Consider the following 20362-nt stretch of genomic DNA (forward strand, 5'->3'; position numbering starts at 1 on the left):
CAGCGTATGGCTATGCGAAGTTGACGCGCCGCAATGCAGCGCCGGGGACGCTGAGACGTACGAGAAAGAAGCGCGCTATTGTTCATGCTTCAACAATTAGAGATGAAGGAAAGTCGGGTCAACAGCCTTTAGCCGGAATTCATGGTACTGCTTACCCCTTCGCTCAGGCAGTCACCATAACTAGCGAAGCTGCGCTACGGCCGCAGCACCGCCCTTTTTCTGGACCGCATGTCCGAGACCCTGTTCCCGACCCGCTGGAAGAAGGACAAGCCGCCGTCGATCGAGCGCTTCATGGCGACGTTCCCGAGAGGTTCGCCGAGGTTGGGAACCCGCCCGAGATGGCCGGACGTTGAAGACCGGATGGACAGTTACTTCAACGACGAGTGCCTCAGCGCGCAGCTCGTCGCGGTCGCGAAGGCACGCGACCTTGACGCTGACTTCGGGCCGCACATCGGCAAGGCGCGATTGCAGGACTGGAACCTGACGCGGTTCGCGATCGAGAACGACTACATCTTCGCGACGACCAACCGCAGGGACTTCCTCAAGGAGTGCGAGCCGCTGGACGTTTCGAAGTAGGTGTCTGGTGGGCTGAAGGTCCCCGGCCTGTCGGGTTGTCCTGAGTCACTTCGTAGGAACCGTCCCGCACTGTTATAACCACTTTGACAAAATGGTTATAACAGTGCGGGGACGGCCTCATGGGGATGATCAAGCTGACGCTTTCACCTCGCTGTTACGACTGTCCCGACGCAGGTCCGTCCGCAGGTATGCTTTGCCGACTGTGGCCAACCCATCTCTTAAACTCCAGCACATAGGTGTCAGCGTTCCAGCAGGAGGGGGGCCGGGCGGGCGCGTCCTCGATCCGTGCGAGGCCCGTACTTGCCCTTGCTGGTGCGCAAAGCATCCTCGAGGCGGGTGGTTCATTTGCTCCCGAACGACTGCTATCAGGGCGCTATCAGGAGTTTTATATTGCGAAATCTAGCACTCGCGCCCTTGACCCTTTGGGACTTGCGAGACTGAGGATTCGCAATCGAACGAATCCTTGCCAGATGCCATGGATCCTCTGATTTTCAATGGTTTCGTTCCGTCAAGAATGGTCGAGGTGAGCAACTCCTGAGCAGTGGATCGTCTCCTGCTTGATAGTCTTTAATCTGCACGATCGGCACGCTTTGCGTGCAAGCTTCCGTCCAGTCGGACGGGCGGCGCAGATAAGGGGGGACGATGCCCGACACTGACAACGGGGATCTCGGCGGGGGGGAAATTCAAACTGCCGCCGAGGGCAATCCGCTGAACTGCCATCCGGACTATGGGACCCATATCGTGGCGGACGTCAGGGTTCACCGTCCCGACCGCGTCCTTGTCAACGGTCGGCAGGTCGTTGTCCGGCTAGAGCGGACCATACCGTTGCTCTTCATCCGCGGCGTGGATGGTGAGGCTATCCTCGTGCGCGAGGTTCTTGAGTGGCTCTGGAAACTCGACGGCATGGGCCGCAAGGACCTGCGCCAGAAGGCGTCGGCTCTCGGCCTTCTTTACGAATACAGCGTCAAGGTTGCGGGGTGGGGACTCTGGGACGCGGTCGAAGCCGACCTCCTCGTCCACAATTTTCTTGCCTGTCGGCTGGGGATGGAGCAGGCGAGGGAGGTGGAGGCCCAGGCGCTTCCCCTCTGGCGCCCAGTCTGCCTTGACGTGGCGCGTCAGGACTTCAATGCGGTGCGCGAGTTCGCCAGCTTCTCTCGAAGCATCGAGGGGCCGATGTCCTGGTTGGGCGAGCAGCTTTCCAGGTCGGCCGACTTCGACTTCCCGAGACGGCGCAGGCATGAGGCTCTCGACGACTGGCTCTCCCACCTCGAGCCGTTCAGAGCTCGCTTCAAGGAGTTGGCCGCCCCCGATCCGGCGTTTCCCTCGCATTTCAAATCTCCACTCCGCCCGAGCGGACACTCGACTAAGGGCGACCTCAAGCGCGTACAGGTCGACGAGCTCGTGGACGAGGAACCCAATTTGGTTTTCCGCGCGCTGTGGCTCCTGCTGGCGTTTGGGGGCATCCGTGTCGCCGAAGGCCTGAACGTTTGGAACGCTGACGTCATGCCGGGTCACATGAGCAAGTTCTTCGGCAGCAGCGACATGACAGGGACTCCCCTTGTCCTCCTCGCTCATCCGACGAACTCCCGCTATATTGACAACCCGTCCGCCAGCGCCCGTTCCGGTCCAACCCGCAGAACGGTCCTCGAACGAAAGTACGGCCTCGTCGCGAGGCCCCTTCTTCCGAAGAAGGATGGCCTCTACGCGGGTTGGAAGGGCCTAGTCCCCTACGAAGGGCGCAACGGCGATGGCTTCGTCTACTGGATCGATCCAGATCGGGCGAAGCAGTTCGAGCGACTGGTCGGCCGCATCCGCGACATCCGTCTAATGTCGGGCGCCGGCCTCCGCCACCCCTACCTCTTCGTCAATGGCGTCGATCCGGAAACCCGCGGCGACCCGTTGCGGATCAAGAACGTCGAGGCGGCCTTCCGGCGCGCGGTCGACCGGGTCGGCCTCACCGTGGGACGCAGCATTCCGTCTGTCCACTGGCTGCGGCACTTCTACAAGGCCAGGGCTAAGCACGAGCTTGGGCTCAGCGACCATGACATCCAGATCATGATGCACCATGCCTCCATCGTATCACAGGAGGAATACGGCAGGCGGGCGCTCAACCTTCACGAGACCCTCTCCAGGCTTTTCGGTGCATTCTATGCAGCTTGAGTTCAGGAACGAGCGCAATGTGGCCTCCACAGATGACGAACCGGGCGTCTATGCCAATCTCTTGAACGATACGGTTGTCATCCTCCGCATGCCCAGCCGCTTGGAACTGCTCCGCCTGTGGGGCGAGTTTGAGGCATCTGCGCTGGACTTGCTGGGCGAGCTTTGGTCGATGACGAACGGCGAGATCACCGATCGGTGGGGAAATCTAGGTTTCGTCGATGGTTTCGATCGGGACGAACCGTTCGGCTTCAGGAAGATCAACCGAAATCCGCCTCGGTTTGCCTTCCTCAAGGAGCAGGCCGTGGTCGAAGCGCTGGTGGACATAGGAGCGGTTGGCGGACGAACGGCGCTTGGGCGGAATCGTCAAAGTCTTCGAAACGCGCAGGGAAGTCTGTCGAGCATTATTAGCGGTCTGTCGAAGGTGGATCAGCGCAGGGTTATTCGGACGATCACCCAAAACAACGGCGACCTCGAATTGGTTCTAAAGACCAGGGGGTACACTCGGATGGCGACTTCAACGATCTATGACATCTTCGGCGCTCATTGCGAGCCAGCCGACATGCTGGAGGCGCTGGCAGAAGCGACCGAGGCGTCGCTACTTGCGACTGCTAAACCGACGACGCTCGAGACGGCGCAAGGTAAGGACCGAATCGCCTACGCGCCGATTTGGTTTTCTCACTACCTGGTTTCACGTGGGATGTGGGTCTGGCCGATTGGCTTCGCGAAGCACCTTCGCGCGGGATATCCCATGAGCCTCTGGCCATTCTGCGTCCTGCATGCCGTACCGAAGCATGCCCACGAACTCGCCGGACGGGTCATCAGCCTCTCTGCCTCCGGCCGAAGGACGTCAAGCGAGGCCGCGGCCAGAGCGTTCCTCTACACGACGTTCGCGAGCAACGCGTGGTGCGAGCCGCGGTTCGCGCCAAGCTGCCTCGCCGCGATGAAGGGTTGGATGATGATGTATGGATCGTCGGCAGATGCCATGTCCAGCGGCATGAACAGGGTCTACGAACTCGCAGCGAGGCACTTCGACATAGACTTCGCGGCGACGCCCCTCCACGCGGTCTTCACCACTGGCCGCAGGATCGCCAAGTCGGGCGTCGACATTTTCGACTGGTGCCTCAACCCAACCCCCTGCAACACTAAGAAAGCCGTTGCCTGCCTTGGGGGAGAGGTCACCTCCATTCCACCGCACGTACGGGACTGGGCGATCTACCTGCGGGAAGCGCTTCCCTTGCTCAGGGTAGAATCTCTCGACATCCCGGTGACCACCTGCAACGCGTGGCTGGTCTATCTCCTGACCCTGTCCGAATCCGAGGCGCCGCGCGACATGTCTGAGGTTGTCCGGACCCTGCACGTCAATGACGGCGCACGGAGCCCCTCGCCGTCGACATTCGTCGGCTTTCTTACGAAGAATCGGGCGGAGTTCGGCGAGAACGTTCATGGGCGCGTGATCTCGTTGCTGGCCAACCTGTGGAACCGCATCGCCAAGCGGGATGGATTCTCCGGACTTCACTCCTGTCCTTTCGACGCCAAGATGGACACGGGCAAGACTCCGCCGAGCCGGACCCGTACGCCACGCCCGGCAATGGACTTGAACGTACTTTCCATCATCGCGGTGGAGAACCGCAGGGACGGATACGCCCTGGCACGAAGCGACAAAGCGGGACGACATCATTTCCGTGTGGTCGAGGAAGGCGCGACCAAGGTTGAGGGCGTCTTCTGGCCGGTGGTGCCTCTCATCGTGGACATCATCTTGCACTCACCGGCCCGGCAGTCGAGCGTTCGGTGGCTCGATAGCGGGGAGGGTGACGAGTTCCTCGTCGACATCGACACGCTTCGCGAAATCAGAAACCCGTCGCCCCTTGCCACTCGCGGCAGGCGGGAAGGGTTCCTTCGACTGTATAAGCTGGGGCATGGCATCGAGCAGGCGACGCTCGGGATGTTTTACAACACGGACAAGATCCGGGACGATCACGAGATCCAGTTCATCGCTCCGCACCTCCCCGCAGCCGTAGCTGAGCTCATCGACCTCCAGCGACGGTACAACCCGATGCGGTCACCAATCGTCCCGAAGGATCCCCAGACGGGAATGGAGAGATTGGCGTTGGCGAGGAAACGCCCGACCTATCCCCTGTTCCGCCTTCCCGATACGAGGCGGATCTACCCGCCCTCTTCGAGCACGGTGATGTCGTACTGGCGGGTGCTCATGAAGCATTGCCAGCCGTTGGTGGACCAGCACCTCGGGTATCACTACCCCCTGCTCGACGAGAAGGGCTTGGCGATCTTCGACATGCACTCGATGAGGGTGACGGCGACCACCGAGATGCTCGAGAGGGGAGAGAACCTTGAGACCGTCCAGCAGGTGCTTGGCCATGCCTCGCTCGGCATGACCTTGCGGTACCGCGCCGTGTCGTCCAAGCACGTGCACGGAGCCATGATGCGTCTCATCGAGGCCCGGAAGGACGTGGTCGAGCGAGCCGCGCGCAGTGAGCCGGGGGCTCTCGCCGAGCTGGTAGCCGAGGCCGTACACGTCCGCGAGGACGACTGCATCGATGCCGACCGCGTTATGCAGTACTCCAGCAGCCAAGTCGGCTTCCTGGACTTCTTTGCTCACGGGATCTGCGTTGGCGGATCGTGCGAGACAGGAGGGAAGCGCCTTTCGGCCAAGAAGTACGGGCCCGTGTGGCGGCCCCGAGCATGCGGTTCAGGATGCCGCTTCCGTCTCTCAGGACCCCGGTTCCTCAGCGGTCTGATCGCCCGCTACAATGCCTTATCGATGGAGCACAAGATCTCCGGCAACCGCGACCGCGAGATAAACCGTCAGATCCGCGAGCTTGAGGACGAAGGCAAGCCGGTCGCTCATCTACGGAGCGCAACCCGGAAGAACGTGGAGTTCCGCGCAGCCATCCTTGCCGAGATGCAGGCGGAGAGCGAGCTCATCGCAAAATGCATGTCCATCTTGCAGGAGCCACGTGATGGCGCCGACGCGCGAACGCTCGTCGTGGCGGGATCGGAGGCTTCGTTGGCCGAGATAGAGGTTCGCCTTGAGGAGATGCACGAGTTGGAGCTCGCGCATCGGATCCTGTCGGACGCGAGGATCGTGACCGCCGCTGCAATCGACGTTCCCCCTGGAACAGAGGCGATGCTGGCCGCAGGACTTCGCAGGATTGCGGACTCCGCCGGAATGCGCGGAATGATGGCCGGTGCCGGACTGGACAGGGAGATCAAGCTGCTCGACATACTCGGGGAGTTCCTGTTCGGTCAGGGCGCCGAGATTGGGCAGATCGACGGGCTTCTCGAGGGAAGGGCGAGCGACGACCAGATCGCCCGGATCGGCGAGATACTCGAAGGACGACCGTCGCGCACCGATGGCTCGGAAAGGTTCGTGTCGTGAGTGGCCGCCGAAATACTGTGGCCGGGAAAACAGTATCCCCGGCGGACGAAATCATGGCCCGCCTTGTCGAGGAGGCGCGCAGGACGCCGAGACCGGACGTGCGACTCGGCACATTGGAGCGGCTGAAGACGGCTTGCGACGACATCCTGTCGGGGGAGGCTGCCAAGCTGGCTAAGCGGCTCGACCCAAGCCGCGCGGTGCAGTTCGGCGGCAGGCCCTTGCGCCTGCATCCCGCCCTCATTGAGGCGTATGTTCGGTTGCGAAACAGGGAGACGCCGGAGCCCAAGAGATGGACGGGGCCGACCGCCGCGTTTATCCGCCAAGACGAAGATCTGCGTAGTTACGTCAGCGCGCGGTTTGCGGAGGAGCTCGCTTTCCGCGAACCGCAGCGTCCGCGATCTCGGAAGGCCAGCTTCGAGCGTAGCCTTGAGTCGCTGTCTTTCGAGAACCAGATGGCCATCCGGGAGCGGATTGAGGAAGGATTGGAGGCGAAGCGAAAGCTGAACCTCCTTCGCGCATCGTTAAGGACGATGCCGGCGATCGACGTCGATGCATTGGTCGACGGTGTCGGCCGTGCGGGCGCGGCTCCGGCACCGCGGTCCGTCTTGGGCCCGACCGATCGAGTGTGCTTGAGACAACTGATCGCCCGCCTGCGAGACCCGCTGGAGATGCGTGAGTTTGGTCTCGTGTATGCGTCCCAACGCTTGATGATGGCAGACCCGCCCGAGACCGAACTGATCCGCAAGCGCGAGTTTGAACTCTTGCTCGCACTCGCCGAGGACGATGGACGGGATGGCTGAGCGGCGGCTCAGACCATGCCCAGCGCCTGGAGGTAGACGTCGAGGATCGCGTCCATCTCGGCCCGCTCGTTGGCGTCCTGCTTCCGGATCGAGACCACCTTGCGCAACACCTTGGCGTCGTAACCCCGGGATTTTGCCTCCCCATACACGTCCTTGATATCGTCGGAGATCGTTTTCTTTTCCTCTTCGAGGCGTTCGATGCGCTCGATGAATGAGCGCAATTCGTCGGACGCAACACTGCTTTCCGCGACGTTTTCTGAGGTCTGTGACATGGTGCGGCCTACTTCCAGCGACGGGCTTTTTGATTTCCGTCCAAGTGATTGATTAAACTGTTCAGAATCGGTTCTTTGAGGGGGCCTAGAAGCCGTTGCCCTTCGCCTCGGCATAGACGTCCTTGATGTCGTCCGAGATCGTCTTCTTCTCTTCCTCGAGGCGCTCGATCCGCTCGACGAAGGAGCGGAGCTGATCCTGTGCGACGCCGTCGACATCCGCCATGTTCGGCACTCCGTGTTGGTTTCAGGTTGTCGGGTGCAAAGCCTTTAGCGGGCTTTCCTAACGCTTTCGTTACCATGGCGGGCCGGGGTGACGAGAGGCTAAAGCCCCGCCGTTCCGGCCGGGCCCCTTGTGGATTGCGAGGACGGGCGGAAACGTGAGACCTCTCCGGTGCGCCTCAGTGCCGCCCGGCCGGCGGCTTGGCGGCGAAGGCGGCCGCCGCCTCGGGGCTCGCCTCGCTCTGATACTGCCGCCGCCACTCTTCGTAGGGCATGCCGTAGATGAGCTCGCGCGATTCGTCCTTGCCGAGGGCGATTCCCTTCGCCTCGGCCGCCTCCCGGTACCAGTTGGAAAGGCAGTTGCGGCAGAAGCCGGCGAGATTCATCAGGTCGATGTTCTGCACGTCGGTGCGCTCGCGCAGATGGTCGCGCAGACGCCGGAAGGCGGCGGCCTCGAGGGCGGTGCGATCGGCGTCGGATAGATCTGTCATCGGTGTCGCTCCTGGTCTGTCCCGGTCGCATGGCATATCGACCCTCGGCGGCGTCGCATCAAGCGCAGGCCACCTGCCGGCGATACGCGCCTTCGAAATGCGGGCCTTCGAGATCTGGGCCGGCGGGGGCGGATGGGCCAAGCGCGCCGCGGGGCAGGGCATCAGGGCAGGGTCGCGGGGCAGGGCCGTGATGTGCGATGCGACGAGCCTCGCTCGTCGTCCTGCCCCCGTCTTCTCGTCCGCATGATCCGTTCCGGAAAACCGGTTCCCGCTTTTCGCGATCATGGTCCGGAGACGAGATTCGCATCGTTCGAAACCGTTGCTTTGCTCTCTCGGCCGAACCGTCCTATGACGGCAAAACAGCGTTTTCCCGCAAGGACGTGGACCCCGTGTCGAGCCAGATCCTCAGCGAGCCCCCGCGCGACCTGCCGGGGCTGCCACTCGGCAAGGGCCGCGCCGTCGCCGGCGTGCCGTCGGCCGCACCCGGCCCGGCCGCGATGACGGCGGGGGCGGCGCTGGCGCTCCTGCTCCTCGGCGCCGCGGCGATGGGCATTTCGCCGGTCTTCGTCCGCAATGCCGAGGTCGGCCCCTTCGCCAGCGCCTTCTGGCGGGTCTTCGGCGCGCTGCCGCTGCTTCTCGCCTGGACGGCGATCGAATGGCGGCGGCGTCCCGCCGCCGCGCCCCGGCCGACAGGCGCCGACTGGAAGGCGGTGGGGCTTGCCGGGCTGTTCTTTGCCGGCGATCTCGCCTTCTGGCATCTCGCGATCCTCAACACGACGATCGCCAACGCCACCTTCTTCGCCTGCCTCGCGCCGCTCTGGGTGGCGCTGCTGGCCCGGGTGACGATCGGCGAGGCGGTCGGCCGGCGCACCTGGCTCGGTCTCGGCGTCTGCATTCCCGGCGCCGCGCTCCTGATCTTCCAGTCGCGGACCGGCGCCGGCTCGATGCTCGGAGACGGCTTCGGACTGCTCACCTCGCTGTTCTTCGGCCTCTACTTCCTCGCGGTGCGCCGGGCGCGCGCGGCGCTCGGGGCCGGCGCGACGACGCTGGCGACGAGCCTCGTCACCGTTCTCGTGATGCTGCCGCTGGCGATGATCGCCGGCGAGGGACTGCTTCCCGCGACCGGCACGGGATTGGCGAGCCTCGCCGCCCTCGGTCTCGTCAGCCACGCCGGCGGGCAGGGGCTGCTGGCGGTCGCGCTGGGGGTGCTGTCGGCCTCGTTCTCCTCGCTGGTGATCTTCGTCGAGGCGGTGGCGGCAGCGGCCTTCGCCTGGATCTTCGCCGCCGAGACGCCGCAGCCCACCCAGATCGCCGGCGGCCTGATCATCCTTCTCGGCATCTTCCTGGCGCGGCCGCCGCGCCGCACCGGCGTCGTCGAAGCATGATAGTCGAAGGCGCGGGGCGGCCCTCCGGTCGTTGACAGGGCATGATGCAACGCGAAACACTGCAGACCTGAGGTACGGTTCAATTTTCAGGACATCGAATATGACGCTCGAAGGCGTGTTCTCGGCGCTCCCGAAGTCGCTTCGCCTTGCATCGCTCGCCGGCGCCGCCTTCCTTCTCGGCGCGCCGCTGACGGCCGGCGCGGCGCGGGCCGACTTCCGGGTCTGCAACGGCACCCAGTCCCTGGTCGGCGTTGCCATCGCCTATCGGGCCGAAGCCGGCTGGACGACCGAAGGCTGGTGGCGTATCCCGGCGACGACCTGCAAGTCGATCATCGAGGGGCCGCTCTCCTCGCGCTACTACTATCTCTATGCCGAGGATGCCGACGGGCGCAGCCGCTGGGCCGGGCCGATCAACCTCTGCATCGCGGAGAACGAATTCAAGATCACCGGACGCAAGGACTGCCTCAAGCGCGGCTATCAGCGCATGGGGTTCCGGGAATACGACACGGGTGAGCAGGCGAGCTGGATGGTGCAGCTCACCGAGGCACCGAGAAGCGAATCGGGGAAACAATGAGACGCAACCGACGGGTCAAGATCCTCGCGACCCTGGGACCGGCCTCTTCGTCGGAAGAGATGATCCGCCACCTGCACGAGGCGGGCGCGGACGTCTTCCGCATCAATATGAGCCATGCCGACCACGATCTGATGCGCGACCTCGTCGCCCGCATCCGCAAGGTCGAGGCGGATGTCGGCCGGCCGATCGGCATTCTCGCCGACCTGCAGGGGCCGAAGCTGCGCGTCGGCAAGTTCGCCGAGGGCAAGGTGGCGCTGTCGATCGGCCAGACCTTCACCCTCGACGACGATCCGACGCCGGGCGATGCGACGCGCGTCCAGTTGCCGCATCCCGAAATCCTCGAGGCGGTCGAGGTCGGCCACCGGCTGCTCATCGACGACGGCCGGCTGCAGCTCGAATGCGTGGCGACCGATTCCAAGCGCATCGAGTGCAAGGTGGTCGCCGGCGACAAGATCTCCGACCGCAAGGGCGTCTCGCTTCCCGACACGACGCTTGCCACCGGCGCCCTGACCGAGAAGGACCGGGCCGATCTCGACGCGGTGCTGGCCGCCGAGGTCGACTGGGTGGCGCTGTCCTTCATCCAGCGGCCGGACGATCTCGCCGAAGCGCGCAAGATCGCCCGCGGCCGGGCGTTCCTCTTGTCGAAGATCGAGAAGCCGCAGGCGGTCGACCGGCTCGACGAGATCATCGAGCTCTCCGACGCGATCATGGTGGCGCGCGGCGACCTCGGCGTCGAACTGCCGCTCGAGGCGGTGCCCGGCATCCAGAAGCGCATCACCCGCGCCGCCCGCAAGGCCGGCAAGCCGGTGGTCGTCGCCACCCAGATGCTGGAATCGATGATCACGGCGCCGGTGCCGACCAGAGCCGAGGTCTCGGACGTCTCGATCGCGGTGTTCGAGGGTGCCGACGCGATCATGCTGTCGGCCGAATCGGCGGCGGGCCAGTATCCGATCGAGGCGGTGGCGACCATGGATCGCATCGCCCAGCGGGTCGAGAAGGATCCGCTCTATCCGGGCATCATCTTCGCCCAGCGCCCCGAGCCCCAGCCGACCGGCGCGGACGCCGTGTCGCTCGCCGCGCGGCAGATGGCCGAGACCCTCGGCGTCGCCGCCATCGTCACCTATACGGCGACCGGCACCACCGGCCTCAGGCAGGCGCGCGAGCGGCCGCAGATCGCGATCATCGCCCTGTCGCCGGTGCTGGCGACGGCGCGCCGGCTGTCGCTCGTCTGGGGGCTGCACTGCGTCGTCACCGAGGACGCGCAGGATCTCGACGACATGGTGAACCGGGCCTGCCGGATCGCCGTCGAGCAGGCCTATGCCAAGGCCGGCGACCGGGTGATCATCACCGCCGGCGTGCCGCTGAGAACCCCTGGCGCGACCAACATGCTGCGCATCGCCTATATCGGCTCGGACGGGCTTTCGGCGGTGTAGCGGCCGATCCGGGGACCGCAACGGGTGGCGCGCCTTCCGGCGTCACCCGGAGCGTCTCCATGACGCGTCTTCGGGCGCGATCTCGGCGGCCGACCTTTGATCCGCAGCTCGGTTCGAGCCGCTGCGGCAGTCCAAGACGCGAACTTTCCCACGCCGCAACGCCCGATGGCCGTTGCAGACGAAAAACGGGCGGCCCGAGGGCCGCCCGCTGCATGTCGCTTCGCTGCAGCGCCGTGTGCGGCGCTCAGTTCGCCGCGGCGCTGTCGCCGTCGGCGGCGTCGCGGGCTTCCTTCAGCCACTCGTTCCAGCGGTCCTGATGGCCCTTGATCCAGGCATCGGCGTGGCGCTCGATGGCCTCCTCGGAATCCTCGCCCTTCTGGATCAGAAGGTTCTCGGCGCTGATGTCGTTGGCCGGAACCTTCATCACCGCGAACAGCTTGGCCGCGGCCGGATTGCTGTCGGTGAAGTCCTTGTTGGCGGCGATCTTCTGCTGGTTGACCTGGAACCCGTAGTTCGAGCCGTCCGGCAGCGAGGTGTCGACGTCCTTGCGCGAGCCGGGCAGCGCCGAATGCGGGACGTTGAGCCAGGTCACGTCCTTGCCGGGAACCAGCACGCCGGAGACCCAGTAGGGCGTCCAGGTGTAGTAGAGGATCGGCTTGCCTTCCTTGTGGCGCGCGATCGTGTCGGCGATGATCGCCGAATAGGAACCCTGGTTGTGGGTCACCGTGTCGCGCAGGTCGAAGGCGTCGAGCTGATACTCGATGACCTTCTCGCAGCCCCAGCCGGGGGTGCAGCCCGCGAGATCCGCCTTGCCGTCGCCGTTGGTGTCGAACAGCTTGGCGATCTTCGGATCCTTGAGCTGGCCGAGATTGGTGATGTCGTGGGCCTCGGCGGTCTTCTTGTCGATCAGGTAGCCCTGCAGCGCGTTGTCGGAGAACACGCCCTGGCGATAGATCTTGTCCTTGCCGCCGGCCTCCTTGAAGAAGTCCGCATGCAGCGGATCCCAGCTGTCGGCCATGAACGTGCCGTCGCCGTTGGCGAGCGCCACGTAGGCGGTCGCATATTCCAGCTCCTTGATCGGCTGGACGTCGTAGCCGAGCTCTTCGAGCGCCTTCATCACCAGCATGGTCTGGAAGGTTTCGCCGGCGAGCGAGGACTTCAGCGGCACGACGGTGACGCCGTCACCCGGCTGGTCCGCGGCGAAGGCGGTCCCGGTGGCGAGAATCGCGGCGATGCCGGCCGAGGCGGCGAGCGCCTTCAGTGCGCTTTTGCGGATCGGTTTGGTCATGCTCGATCTCCTGTCTGATCTTGATTGCAAACTGCGGCACGCGGCAGGGGGCCGCACGCCGGAAGATGCGGGCCGGCGCAGGCCGGACCGCGGCGAAGACGCAGAGGTCTCGGGAGACGGGCAGCCGGCTCCCGGCCCATACGCATCTGGATCCGGCCGGCGCGCGGCGCGCGCCTTGTCCGGAAGTCGTTCGGCGGCGGAAGGCTCGCAGCGCCTTGCCGCCGCCGGCATCAGGCGGCGCGGGGCCGGCCCGAAGTCTTGGCGTCGCCCGTATCGCCGCGGCCGAGAAGCCGCCTGACGAGGCCGACGGGGCCGGTCGCGTGCCAGGCGACGTTGCCGCGCTCGCGGCGCGAGACGCCGAGGGACTGCGTCATCCGGTCGATGATGATCGCCAGGATGACGATGCCGATGCCGCCGACGGTGGCGAGGCCCATGTCGAGGCGGCCGATGCCGCGCAGCACCATCTGGCCGAGACCGCCGACGGCGATCATCGAGGCGATGACCACCATCGAGAGCGCGAGCATCAGCGTCTGGTTCAGCCCGGCCATGATGGTCGGCATGGCGATCGGCAGCTGCACCTTGTAGAGGAGCTGCCGGTCAGACGATCCGAAGGCGCGCGCCGCCTCGATGAGATCCGACGGCACCTGGCGGATGCCGAGATTGGTCAGGCGCACCAGCGGCGGCAGGGCGAAGATGATCGTCACGACGACGCCCGGCACGTTGCCGATGCCGAACAGCATGACGATCGGCACGAGATAGACGAAGGCCGGCGTCGTCTGCATGGCGTCGAGGATCGGGCGCACGACGCGCGCGACGCGGTCGTTGCGGGCGACCCAGATGCCGAGCGGCAGGCCGACCACGGCACAGAAGAACACCGCGGTGATGACGAGCGACAGCGTCACCATCGCCTGCGGCCAGGCGCCGACGAGGCCGACGAAGGTCATTGCGGCGACCGCCCCGATCGCGAGCCGCGGCCCGGCGAGCTGCCAGGCGAGCAGGCCGATGAAGCACAGCATCAACAGTTCCGGCGTTCCGAGCAGGAACGCGTCGACCCCCGAAAGGACGCCGTCGATCGGCCAGCGGATCGCCTGGAACACCGGGCGGAAATGATAGACCACCCAGTTCAGGAAGTGCTCCACCCAGCTCTGCAGGGGAATGACGGAATGGTCGAAGGGATGCAGCGGGTCGAAATGCCGTTCCGGCGCCGGCGCGATGTTGGAGAGCCAGTCGGGCGAGCCCGCGGCATCGCCGGCGCCGCCGGTCGCGCCGGCGCTTGCCGCCCCGTCGGCCCCCGCCGGAGCGCCGCCGCCGCCCCAGGGATTGGCGGCCGCCGGGGCTGCGTCGGGGGCGGAAGATGCGGCGTTTGAAGCGCCGCCCGCCGCAGCGCCGGCAGCGTCGGCCGAGCCGGTATCGGCGCCCGACGCCCAGGGATTGGCGTTCTGGGCCATCAAGAGGTGGTCGCCGCCTTCGGCCGCCGCGCCGCCGGAATTCTGAAGCGTGATCGGGTCAGTCATGGGCAGCCTCCGCACGGTCGAGGGCCCGCAGCAGCCGGCTTCGCGAGACGACGCCGAGATAGCGCCCCTCCTTGTCGACCACGGGCAGGCCGCAGGGAGCCTCGGCGACGGGCGTGATGATCTCGCCGATCGTCGCCTCGGCCTTGAGCGGCGCGACGTTCTCGAGGAAGGCGGTCTGGATCGTCGTCTCGCCCCGTTTCAGCGCCGTCTCCAGCGAAGCGGCCGAGACGACGCCGTGAAAGGCCTGGCGCCCGTCGACGACATAGGCGTAGTCGCGATCCGCCTCGGCGATGCGCTGCAGCGCGCCGCGCAGATTGCCGTCGCGCTCGCAGACGGTGACCTGCTTCTTGGCGGCGACGTCGCGCGCGGTCAGCACGTTGCTGACGTCGACGCCGCGGAAGAAGGAGCGGACGTAGTCGTCGGCGGGATCGTTGAGGATCTCGTCGGGCGTGCCGACCTGGACGACGCGGCCGCCCTCCATGATGGCGATCCGGTCGCCGATGCGCATGGCCTCGTCGAGATCGTGGGAGATGAAGACGATGGTCCGCCGCTGCTCGGCCTGGAGCGCCAAGAGCTCGTCCTGCATCTCGGTGCGGATCAGCGGGTCGAGGGCGCTGAACGCCTCGTCCATCAGGAGGATCGACGGGTCGTTGGCCAAAGCCCGGGCGAGGCCGACGCGCTGCTGCATGCCGCCGGAGAGCTCGTTGGGATAGGCGCCGCCATAGGGGGCGAGCCCGACCTGCTCCAGCGCCTCGTTGGCCCGCTTCTCGCGGGTCGCGACGTCGACGCCGGACAGTTCGAGGCCGAAGGCGGCGTTCTGCAGGACGGTGAGGTGCGGCAGGAGGGCGAAGGACTGGAACACCATCGAGACGTGGCGGCGCCGGAACTCCATCAATTCCTTGTCGGACATCCTGGCGATGTCGGCGTCCTTCACGACGATCTCGCCGGCGGACGGCGTGATCAGCCGGTTCAGCATCCGCACCAGCGTCGACTTGCCCGAACCGGACAGGCCCATGACGACGAAGATCTCGCCCTCGCGGACGGCAAAGGAAGCATCCGAGACGCCAAGCATCATGCCCGTCTCGGCGAATATCTGGTCCTTGTCCTTGCCCGACCTGTAGAGTTCGATCGCCTCTTGCGGTCGATCGCCAAACACCTTGAAGAGATTGCGAACCGTCAGCGCGTTCGTTTCACTCAAACCGTCGGCCTCGTAATCGTGGATGCGATGCGGCGGAATTCTCTGCAATCTGGGAATATCATGGGGGGTAGCTAGCCAATTATGGCCGTGCTGTCGAGTCTCGTCGGGGCCGAAAACGTTACTTTCGAGGCAATCCATCGCAGCGGGCTATGCATTTTTGCCCGGTCCGGGCACGAAAAATCCGGCGCGGGGGTCCGCGCCGGATCGTCGTCGGCGCTCGTCGGGAGCGTCGACCCTGTGATCCTGTCAGATCACTGCGACGAGGTGCTGCCGCCGCTCGCATCGTCCGAGGTGCTGCCGGTCGACATGTCGTTCTCGGTGCTGCCGGTCGACATGCCGTTGCCCGTCGTGCCGGCGGAACCGGTCTTGCCGGACGACTTGCCCTGGCGCTGGGCGCCCATGACGCGGCCGCTGGTGTCGATCATCATCACCACCTTGTCGCCGTCGGGCGTGGTCGCGCCGACGAGATAGGCGGCGTCCATGATCGAGGCGTCCTTGTAGCCGGCGGACTTCAGCGCCTTCAGAACCTTCTTCTGCGAAGCCACCATGTCCGCGGCCGACATCTTGCTCATGCCGGCGGTATCGCTTCCGGTCGTGCCGGAGGAGCCGCTGTCGGACATGGTCGACTGATCGTTCATCTTGGTCTGGTCCGTCGTCGTGGTCGACGAGGCGTCGCCGCTGGCGGCAAGCGCCGGAGCCGCGGCAAAGGCGAGAATGGTGGTGGCGAGAATCGTCTTTTTCATAGAAATTCCTCCAATCGTTTCTGTGTCACTACATCCGCGACACTCTGAAAGGCCAATCCGGACCGGCGATCATCGTTCCGGATCGAGAGATTACGAAAACATTAAGGGCGTTTGGCCGGCCAACGACTTGCCGATGTCACGGCTCGGGAATGGCCGAGCATGTCGGGATGACGCTCGCGCGCCAATCGGACCGGATGATGCAACGACGTCGGATCGATCCGTCGCTCGAGCGCCAGGGATTTGGCATGGATCCCGGCTCGGGGGCCAAGATGACGACGCTTTGATCTTCCAGGGCTGCACGCGGCGCCGATCGCCCGGGGACGCAGATGGACCGCCCCGGTCGGCATGGCGGCACGCAAGCGCCGCCGACCGCCGCTCGATCCGGGACGGTACACGTCTCGAAGGCGAGACAGGCCGGTTCCGCGAGGCCGCCGGCCTCTCAGATGGCCGGGCCGGTCAGGTCGTCGGCGAGGCGTGCGGCGGCATCCTGGGCGGATTTCAGCGAGGGATAGACCGCCAGCACCTTCAGATAGGTGTCGTAGGCCTTCTGCTTCTCGTCGAGCCGCTCGAGAATCATCGCAAGGCCCATCAGCGCGCCCCAGTGGCGCGGTTCGCGCGCCAGCGTCTGCTCGATGTCGGCGAGCGACTTGCCCCAGCGGTCCATGGTGAAGTTCAGCGTCGCACGGCGGTTCCACGCCTCGGCATAGTCGGGGGCGAGCACCAGCGTCTGGTCGAGCTCGTCCATCGCCGCGGCATCGTTCTTGTCGGCCATGGCCTTGGCGGCGCGCTGCATCAGAAGGTCGATGGTGGCGCTGCCGGAGCGGCGCCATTCGCGCTCGATGCGCCCCGCGATCCGGGCGGCTTCGGTGGCGTCGCGCTGCTTCTTCAGCTCGGCGAACAGGCGGTCGATCTTCGCTTCGCGCGTTTCGTCGGGCTTTTCGGCGGAGGCGGGGCCGGTGGTCTCTCCCGCCGGTGCGTCGAGGCTGTCGTCATCCGCGACGGGCGGGCTGCCGAAGGCGTCCGGCGCCGTCTCCGGCGATTCGTCCGGCGGCGGCACGATCATCGGCGCATTGTCGCCGCCGGTGCCGGGATCTCGCGGGGGGGCCGCGTCTTCGGCGGGCCCGCCCGTCGCCGGCGGCGTGACCTGCGCCATCGACGGGCCGGGCGTGACGGTGGCGAGCGCGAGGATCAGGGAACAGGAAGTGAAAAGCCGCATCGCCCAAGGTTCGGCGATCGCCGGTCCGCTGTCAATTCGACGATGTCGTGAGCAGCAGAAATCATCCAACGCGAAAACCCGCCCGGGCGGTGCCAGCGGGCGGGTCGTTCGACAGCAAGGCGCGAGCTGCGTTTGTCGCCCGCGGCGGCGCCTCAGCCCTGGCGGGCCTTGAAGCGCGGCGCTTCCTTGTTGATGATGTAGATGCGGCCCTTGCGGCGAACCATGCGGTTGGCGCGATGGCGGGACTTGAGGGCCTTGAGCGAGTTCTTGATCTTCATGACTTCACCGGATCGATCGTCGCGACGATCGGGTCCTTCCGTTCCGCCGCACAGTTTGAGCAGCGCCCGATGCGGGTGCGTCTCGATGATGGCAGCGAGATAGCCAGAAGACCCGCCGATGTCAATCGGATGCGCCGGACAATCAAGGCTCAGAGCGGTTTCGAGAGCGGCGCGACGCGGGTGACGTGCCCCATCTTGCGGCCGCTGCGGGTCTCCGCCTTGCCGTAGAGATGCACCATCGTCGCCGGCTCGGCGACGAGCGCGTCGAAGCGGCGGACCTCATCGCCGACGAGATTCTCCATGACGCAGTCGAAATGCCGCGCAGTCGGGCCGAGCGGCAGGCCGGCGATCGCCCTTACATGCTGCTCGAACTGCGACACCAGGCATCCTGCTTCGGTCCAGTGGCCGGAATTGTGGACGCGCGGCGCGATCTCGTTGACGAGGAGCGTGCCGTCATTTCCCACGAAGAACTCGACGCCGATCACCCCGACATAGGCGAGGCGGGTGAGGATCTGGCCCGCCACGGCCTTTGCCGCGTCGGCGATCTCCGGCGGAATGCGTCCCGGGACGGTCGAGGTCTTCAGGATGCCGAGGGTGTGGACGTTCTCGGCGGGATCGTAGGCGGCGACCGACCCGTCGCGGCCGCGGGCGGCGATCACCGACAGTTCGAAGGCGAAGGGCACGCGCTTTTCGAGGATCGCAGGGGCGCTGCCGATCGCTTCGAAGGCGTCGCTGAAGGTCGTCTGCGCGCTGATCCGCGCCTGGCCCTTGCCGTCATAGCCGAAGCGGCGGGTTTTCAGGATGCAGTCGCCGCCGAGATCCAGCAGGGCATGGGCGAGTTCCTCGGCCGCGTCGATCGCCCGCCATTCGGCGGTGGCGACGCCGATGCCGTTGAGAAACGCCTTCTCGACGACGCGGTCCTGGGAGACTTCCAGCGCCTCGGCCGGCGGCGACAGCGGCGTGTCGCCGAGCGCCTTGCGGATCGGCTCGACCGCGACGTTCTCGAATTCGTAGGTGACGACGTCCGAGAGGCCGGCGAGGCGGCGCATCGCGGCCTCGTCGCCATAGGGCCCGACGACCATCTCGTTCGCCACCTGGGACGCGGGGCAGTCGGCGGCCGGATCGAGCACGGCGATCCGGTAGCCGAAGCGGGCGGCGGCGAGCGCCAGCATCCGGCCGAGCTGGCCGCCGCCGACGATGCCGATGGTGGCGCCGGGCTGAAGCGGAAAGCCTGTCACGTCTCGTCCCTCGGGGTTTCCGCAACGGCTGCGGTCTGTTCGGCGCGCCAGGCATCGAGCCGCGCGGCGAGCGCCGGGTCGCCCAGCGCCAGCACGGCGGCGGCGAGAAGCCCGGCATTGATGGCGCCGGAGCGACCGATCGCCAGCGTGCCGACCGGCACGCCGGCTGGCATCTGCACGATGGACAGGAGGCTGTCCTTGCCGGAGAGCGCCCGGCTCTCGACCGGCACGCCGAACACCGGCAGCGGCGTCATCGCCGCCGTCATGCCGGGAAGATGCGCGGCCCCGCCGGCGCCGGCGATGATCACCTTGAAGCCGGCCTCGCGCGCGCCCGACGCGAAGCGATAGAGCCGCTCGGGCGTGCGGTGGGCCGAGACGATCTTCGCCTCGTAGCCGATCTCCAGCCGGTCGAGCACGTCGGCGGCGTTCTTCATCACCGGCCAGTCCGACTGGCTGCCCATGATGATCGCGACGGGGGGGCTTTCGCTGGTCACGCGATGATGTCCGGAATGATCTGGTCCTCGAGGTCCTGCAGCCGGTCCTTGATGGCGAGCTTCTTCTTCTTCATGCGCTGGACGCGCAGCCTGTCGCAGCCCGTCGCCTCCATCGCATTGACGGCCGCGTCGAAATCGGCGTGTTCCTGCCGCAGCCGCGCCACTTCGAGCCGCAGCGCCGCCTGCTCCTGTTCCCCCATCGACTTCCTTTCGAGACACATCGTCGCGGCCCCCGCAAGGGGCACAGCGAAGCTCTTGCCACACCGTCAGAATTTGTAAACCGCCCGGCCGGATGACGGGGCGGAATCTTGTCTCCTCGTTCGACAGTACCAAAGTTTTATGACACGCTCGCCGGGTTTCAGTCACGGCTCAAGTCTGGCGTGCCGGACCCAACTCTCGAAGGGAGATGCCTATGTCCTTGAACACGCATATCACGACGCTGGAGCAGCGCCATTCTGCCCTCGATCAGGAGATCGCGGTAGCCATGGCCTCCAAGCCAGCCATGAGCGATGCGGAGATCAAGGAGATGAAGCGCAGGAAGCTGCGACTGAAGGAGGAGATCGAAAGGCTGCGCCGCGAGCACTGAGCCATCGAACCATCGCCGGGCGTGGCGCAAGCCGCGCCCGGACGACAGGGCGCCCGCGCGGGCGCCTTTTTTCGTTTCGGGGGGCAGGGGTGTCCGGGCCATGGCGAAGCGCGGCATGCAGCCGAAACGCAGGACGGCCGCGGCAGGGATCGCCCGCCGCGGCCGTCAAGATTGTTCAGATCAGCGGCAGGCCGAACCGGCGGCCCGCGACGGGATCACTTGATCTTGGTCTCGCGGAACTCGACGTGCTTGCGCGCGATCGGGTCGTACTTGGTCTTGTTCATCTTGTCGGTCATCGTCCGCGAGTTTTTCCGCGTGACGTAGAAAAAGCCGGTGTCCGCGGTGGAGAGCAGCTTGATCTTGATGGTGGTCGCCTTGGCCATGGTCTTCCTCGATTGATGCTACGCAGGAACGATCCCGGGCGGAGAACCTCCCGCAATCGACCGCTGGCCTGCGCCGATGGGAACCTCGCCGGATGAAGCCGCCGCGTCGCCGCCCGC

Annotated in this window: 21 protein-coding genes and 1 pseudogene; 9 read left to right on the plus strand and 13 right to left on the minus strand. The window is 65.8% G+C overall.

Features of this window, described 5'->3' with window-relative positions; genetic code table 11:
• Nucleotides 1–228 precede the first annotated feature (228 nt).
• The 4 genes from J1C47_RS03535 to J1C47_RS03550 all read left to right on the plus strand — a co-directional run bounded on the left by J1C47_RS03535 (nucleotide 229) and on the right by J1C47_RS03550 (nucleotide 6933).
• On the plus strand, nucleotides 229–576 hold the full coding sequence (locus J1C47_RS03535) for a DUF5615 family PIN-like protein (RefSeq protein WP_207349340.1): 348 nt from the start codon (nucleotides 229–231) through the stop codon (nucleotides 574–576).
• 642 nt (nucleotides 577–1218) lie between these two features.
• Entirely contained in the window at nucleotides 1219–2736 is a 1518-nt protein-coding gene (locus J1C47_RS03540) for a site-specific integrase (RefSeq protein WP_207349341.1), read from the plus strand.
• Nucleotides 2726–6133 carry a VPA1269 family protein gene (locus J1C47_RS03545; RefSeq protein ID WP_207349342.1) on the plus strand — a complete coding sequence of 1136 codons (3408 nt, stop codon included), beginning with the start codon at nucleotides 2726–2728 and terminating at the stop codon, nucleotides 6131–6133. Before J1C47_RS03540 ends, J1C47_RS03545 begins: the two co-directional genes overlap by 11 nt.
• A 53-nt stretch (nucleotides 6134–6186) precedes the next feature.
• Nucleotides 6187–6933, plus strand: coding sequence for a hypothetical protein (locus tag J1C47_RS03550; RefSeq protein ID WP_207349343.1), 747 nt, complete (start codon nucleotides 6187–6189; stop codon nucleotides 6931–6933).
• A gap of 8 nt (nucleotides 6934–6941) precedes the next feature.
• On the opposite strand, the gene J1C47_RS03555 is transcribed toward J1C47_RS03550, so the two are convergent.
• The 3 genes and pseudogenes from J1C47_RS03555 to J1C47_RS03565 all read right to left on the minus strand — a co-directional run bounded on the left by J1C47_RS03555 (nucleotide 6942) and on the right by J1C47_RS03565 (nucleotide 7915).
• Nucleotides 6942–7205, minus strand: coding sequence for a DUF2312 domain-containing protein (locus J1C47_RS03555; protein WP_207349344.1), 264 nt, complete (start codon nucleotides 7203–7205; stop codon nucleotides 6942–6944).
• Between the two features lie 88 nt (nucleotides 7206–7293).
• A pseudogene (locus J1C47_RS03560) lies at nucleotides 7294–7428 on the minus strand (DUF2312 domain-containing protein); the annotation flags it as partial.
• Between the two features lie 175 nt (nucleotides 7429–7603).
• On the minus strand, nucleotides 7604–7915 hold the full coding sequence (locus tag J1C47_RS03565; protein ID WP_207349345.1) for a DUF1244 domain-containing protein: 312 nt from the start codon (nucleotides 7913–7915) through the stop codon (nucleotides 7604–7606).
• A 389-nt stretch (nucleotides 7916–8304) separates the two neighbouring features.
• Here J1C47_RS03565 and J1C47_RS03570 point away from each other — a divergent pair, with 389 nt between their 5' ends.
• The 3 genes from J1C47_RS03570 to pyk all read left to right on the plus strand — a co-directional run bounded on the left by J1C47_RS03570 (nucleotide 8305) and on the right by pyk (nucleotide 11307).
• Nucleotides 8305–9300 (plus strand): DMT family transporter, encoded by a 996-nt coding sequence (locus J1C47_RS03570; protein WP_342591925.1) that lies wholly within the window; start codon nucleotides 8305–8307, stop codon nucleotides 9298–9300.
• 100 nt (nucleotides 9301–9400) lie between these two features.
• Nucleotides 9401–9874 (plus strand): DUF1036 domain-containing protein, encoded by a 474-nt coding sequence (locus J1C47_RS03575; RefSeq protein ID WP_207349346.1) that lies wholly within the window; start codon nucleotides 9401–9403, stop codon nucleotides 9872–9874.
• Nucleotides 9871–11307 (plus strand): pyruvate kinase, encoded by a 1437-nt coding sequence (gene pyk, locus J1C47_RS03580; RefSeq protein ID WP_207349347.1) that lies wholly within the window; start codon nucleotides 9871–9873, stop codon nucleotides 11305–11307. The genes J1C47_RS03575 and pyk overlap by 4 nt, the downstream gene beginning before the upstream one ends.
• A gap of 244 nt (nucleotides 11308–11551) precedes the next feature.
• Here the strand turns inward: pyk and proX are convergent, their stop codons facing one another.
• The 4 genes from proX to J1C47_RS03600 all read right to left on the minus strand — a co-directional run bounded on the left by proX (nucleotide 11552) and on the right by J1C47_RS03600 (nucleotide 16050).
• Nucleotides 11552–12595: a glycine betaine/L-proline ABC transporter substrate-binding protein ProX gene (gene proX / locus J1C47_RS03585; RefSeq protein ID WP_207349348.1), complete on the minus strand. Its 1044-nt coding sequence runs from the start codon at nucleotides 12593–12595 to the stop codon at nucleotides 11552–11554.
• Nucleotides 12596–12825: 230 nt separating this feature from the next.
• On the minus strand, nucleotides 12826–14109 hold the full coding sequence (proW, locus tag J1C47_RS03590) for a glycine betaine/L-proline ABC transporter permease ProW (protein ID WP_245396328.1): 1284 nt from the start codon (nucleotides 14107–14109) through the stop codon (nucleotides 12826–12828).
• On the minus strand, nucleotides 14102–15307 hold the full coding sequence (gene proV / locus J1C47_RS03595; RefSeq protein ID WP_245396329.1) for a glycine betaine/L-proline ABC transporter ATP-binding protein ProV: 1206 nt from the start codon (nucleotides 15305–15307) through the stop codon (nucleotides 14102–14104). Before proV ends, proW begins: the two co-directional genes overlap by 8 nt.
• 251 nt (nucleotides 15308–15558) lie before the next feature.
• A complete protein-coding gene (locus J1C47_RS03600) occupies nucleotides 15559–16050 on the minus strand; it encodes a hypothetical protein (RefSeq protein ID WP_207349350.1) in 492 nt (163 codons plus the stop codon).
• A 149-nt stretch (nucleotides 16051–16199) separates the two neighbouring features.
• On the opposite strand from J1C47_RS03600, the gene J1C47_RS23965 reads away from it, so the two are divergent.
• On the plus strand, nucleotides 16200–16334 hold the full coding sequence (locus tag J1C47_RS23965; RefSeq protein WP_281065461.1) for a hypothetical protein: 135 nt from the start codon (nucleotides 16200–16202) through the stop codon (nucleotides 16332–16334).
• A gap of 155 nt (nucleotides 16335–16489) precedes the next feature.
• Here the strand turns inward: J1C47_RS23965 and J1C47_RS03605 are convergent, their stop codons facing one another.
• From J1C47_RS03605 to J1C47_RS03625, 5 genes are all read right to left on the minus strand, one after another.
• Nucleotides 16490–17266, minus strand: coding sequence for a tetratricopeptide repeat protein (locus tag J1C47_RS03605; RefSeq protein WP_207349351.1), 777 nt, complete (start codon nucleotides 17264–17266; stop codon nucleotides 16490–16492).
• A gap of 152 nt (nucleotides 17267–17418) precedes the next feature.
• Nucleotides 17419–17544, minus strand: a complete 126-nt coding sequence (ykgO, locus tag J1C47_RS03610) for a type B 50S ribosomal protein L36 (RefSeq protein ID WP_084411784.1) — start codon at nucleotides 17542–17544, stop codon at nucleotides 17419–17421.
• A gap of 149 nt (nucleotides 17545–17693) precedes the next feature.
• Nucleotides 17694–18782: a 5-(carboxyamino)imidazole ribonucleotide synthase gene (locus tag J1C47_RS03615; RefSeq protein ID WP_207349352.1), complete on the minus strand. Its 1089-nt coding sequence runs from the start codon at nucleotides 18780–18782 to the stop codon at nucleotides 17694–17696.
• Entirely contained in the window at nucleotides 18779–19243 is a 465-nt protein-coding gene (purE, locus tag J1C47_RS03620; RefSeq protein ID WP_207349453.1) for a 5-(carboxyamino)imidazole ribonucleotide mutase, read from the minus strand. The genes J1C47_RS03615 and purE overlap by 4 nt, the downstream gene beginning before the upstream one ends.
• 29 nt (nucleotides 19244–19272) lie before the next feature.
• A complete protein-coding gene (locus tag J1C47_RS03625) occupies nucleotides 19273–19476 on the minus strand; it encodes a YdcH family protein (protein WP_207349353.1) in 204 nt (67 codons plus the stop codon).
• A gap of 212 nt (nucleotides 19477–19688) precedes the next feature.
• Between J1C47_RS03625 and J1C47_RS03630 the strand changes: the two genes are divergently transcribed.
• The gene (locus J1C47_RS03630; RefSeq protein ID WP_207349354.1) at nucleotides 19689–19862 is read left to right on the plus strand and encodes a YdcH family protein; all 174 of its coding nucleotides are present in this window, start codon (nucleotides 19689–19691) and stop codon (nucleotides 19860–19862) included.
• 215 nt (nucleotides 19863–20077) lie between these two features.
• Here the strand turns inward: J1C47_RS03630 and rpmG are convergent, their stop codons facing one another.
• Entirely contained in the window at nucleotides 20078–20245 is a 168-nt protein-coding gene (gene rpmG / locus J1C47_RS03635) for a 50S ribosomal protein L33 (protein WP_207349355.1), read from the minus strand.
• Nucleotides 20246–20362 lie beyond the last annotated feature (117 nt).

It is taken from the genome of Jiella sonneratiae, assembly GCF_017353515.1.
Lineage (GTDB): Bacteria > Pseudomonadota > Alphaproteobacteria > Rhizobiales > Rhizobiaceae > Jiella > Jiella sonneratiae.

Excerpts from the sequence above, each read along its gene's own strand:
- J1C47_RS03535 (WP_207349340.1), top strand. The coding sequence starts at position 229 with ATGTCCGAGACCCTGTTCCCGACCCGCTGGAAGAAGGACAAGCCGCCG.
- J1C47_RS03540 (WP_207349341.1), top strand. The coding sequence starts at position 1,219 with ATGCCCGACACTGACAACGGGGATCTCGGCGGGGGGGAAATTCAAACT.
- J1C47_RS03545 (WP_207349342.1), top strand. The coding sequence starts at position 2,726 with ATGCAGCTTGAGTTCAGGAACGAGCGCAATGTGGCCTCCACAGATGAC.
- J1C47_RS03550 (WP_207349343.1), top strand. The coding sequence starts at position 6,187 with ATGGCCCGCCTTGTCGAGGAGGCGCGCAGGACGCCGAGACCGGACGTG.
- J1C47_RS03555 (WP_207349344.1), bottom strand. The coding sequence starts at position 7,205 with ATGTCACAGACCTCAGAAAACGTCGCGGAAAGCAGTGTTGCGTCCGAC.
- J1C47_RS03565 (WP_207349345.1), bottom strand. The coding sequence starts at position 7,915 with ATGACAGATCTATCCGACGCCGATCGCACCGCCCTCGAGGCCGCCGCC.
- J1C47_RS03575 (WP_207349346.1), top strand. The coding sequence starts at position 9,401 with ATGACGCTCGAAGGCGTGTTCTCGGCGCTCCCGAAGTCGCTTCGCCTT.
- pyk (WP_207349347.1), top strand. The coding sequence starts at position 9,871 with ATGAGACGCAACCGACGGGTCAAGATCCTCGCGACCCTGGGACCGGCC.
- proX (WP_207349348.1), bottom strand. The coding sequence starts at position 12,595 with ATGACCAAACCGATCCGCAAAAGCGCACTGAAGGCGCTCGCCGCCTCG.
- proW (WP_245396328.1), bottom strand. The coding sequence starts at position 14,109 with ATGACTGACCCGATCACGCTTCAGAATTCCGGCGGCGCGGCGGCCGAA.
- J1C47_RS03600 (WP_207349350.1), bottom strand. The coding sequence starts at position 16,050 with ATGAAAAAGACGATTCTCGCCACCACCATTCTCGCCTTTGCCGCGGCT.
- J1C47_RS23965 (WP_281065461.1), top strand. The coding sequence starts at position 16,200 with ATGGCCGAGCATGTCGGGATGACGCTCGCGCGCCAATCGGACCGGATG.
- J1C47_RS03605 (WP_207349351.1), bottom strand. The coding sequence starts at position 17,266 with ATGCGGCTTTTCACTTCCTGTTCCCTGATCCTCGCGCTCGCCACCGTC.
- ykgO (WP_084411784.1), bottom strand. The coding sequence starts at position 17,544 with ATGAAGATCAAGAACTCGCTCAAGGCCCTCAAGTCCCGCCATCGCGCC.
- purE (WP_207349453.1), bottom strand. The coding sequence starts at position 19,243 with ATGGGCAGCCAGTCGGACTGGCCGGTGATGAAGAACGCCGCCGACGTG.
- J1C47_RS03625 (WP_207349353.1), bottom strand. The coding sequence starts at position 19,476 with ATGGGGGAACAGGAGCAGGCGGCGCTGCGGCTCGAAGTGGCGCGGCTG.
- J1C47_RS03630 (WP_207349354.1), top strand. The coding sequence starts at position 19,689 with ATGTCCTTGAACACGCATATCACGACGCTGGAGCAGCGCCATTCTGCC.
- rpmG (WP_207349355.1), bottom strand. The coding sequence starts at position 20,245 with ATGGCCAAGGCGACCACCATCAAGATCAAGCTGCTCTCCACCGCGGAC.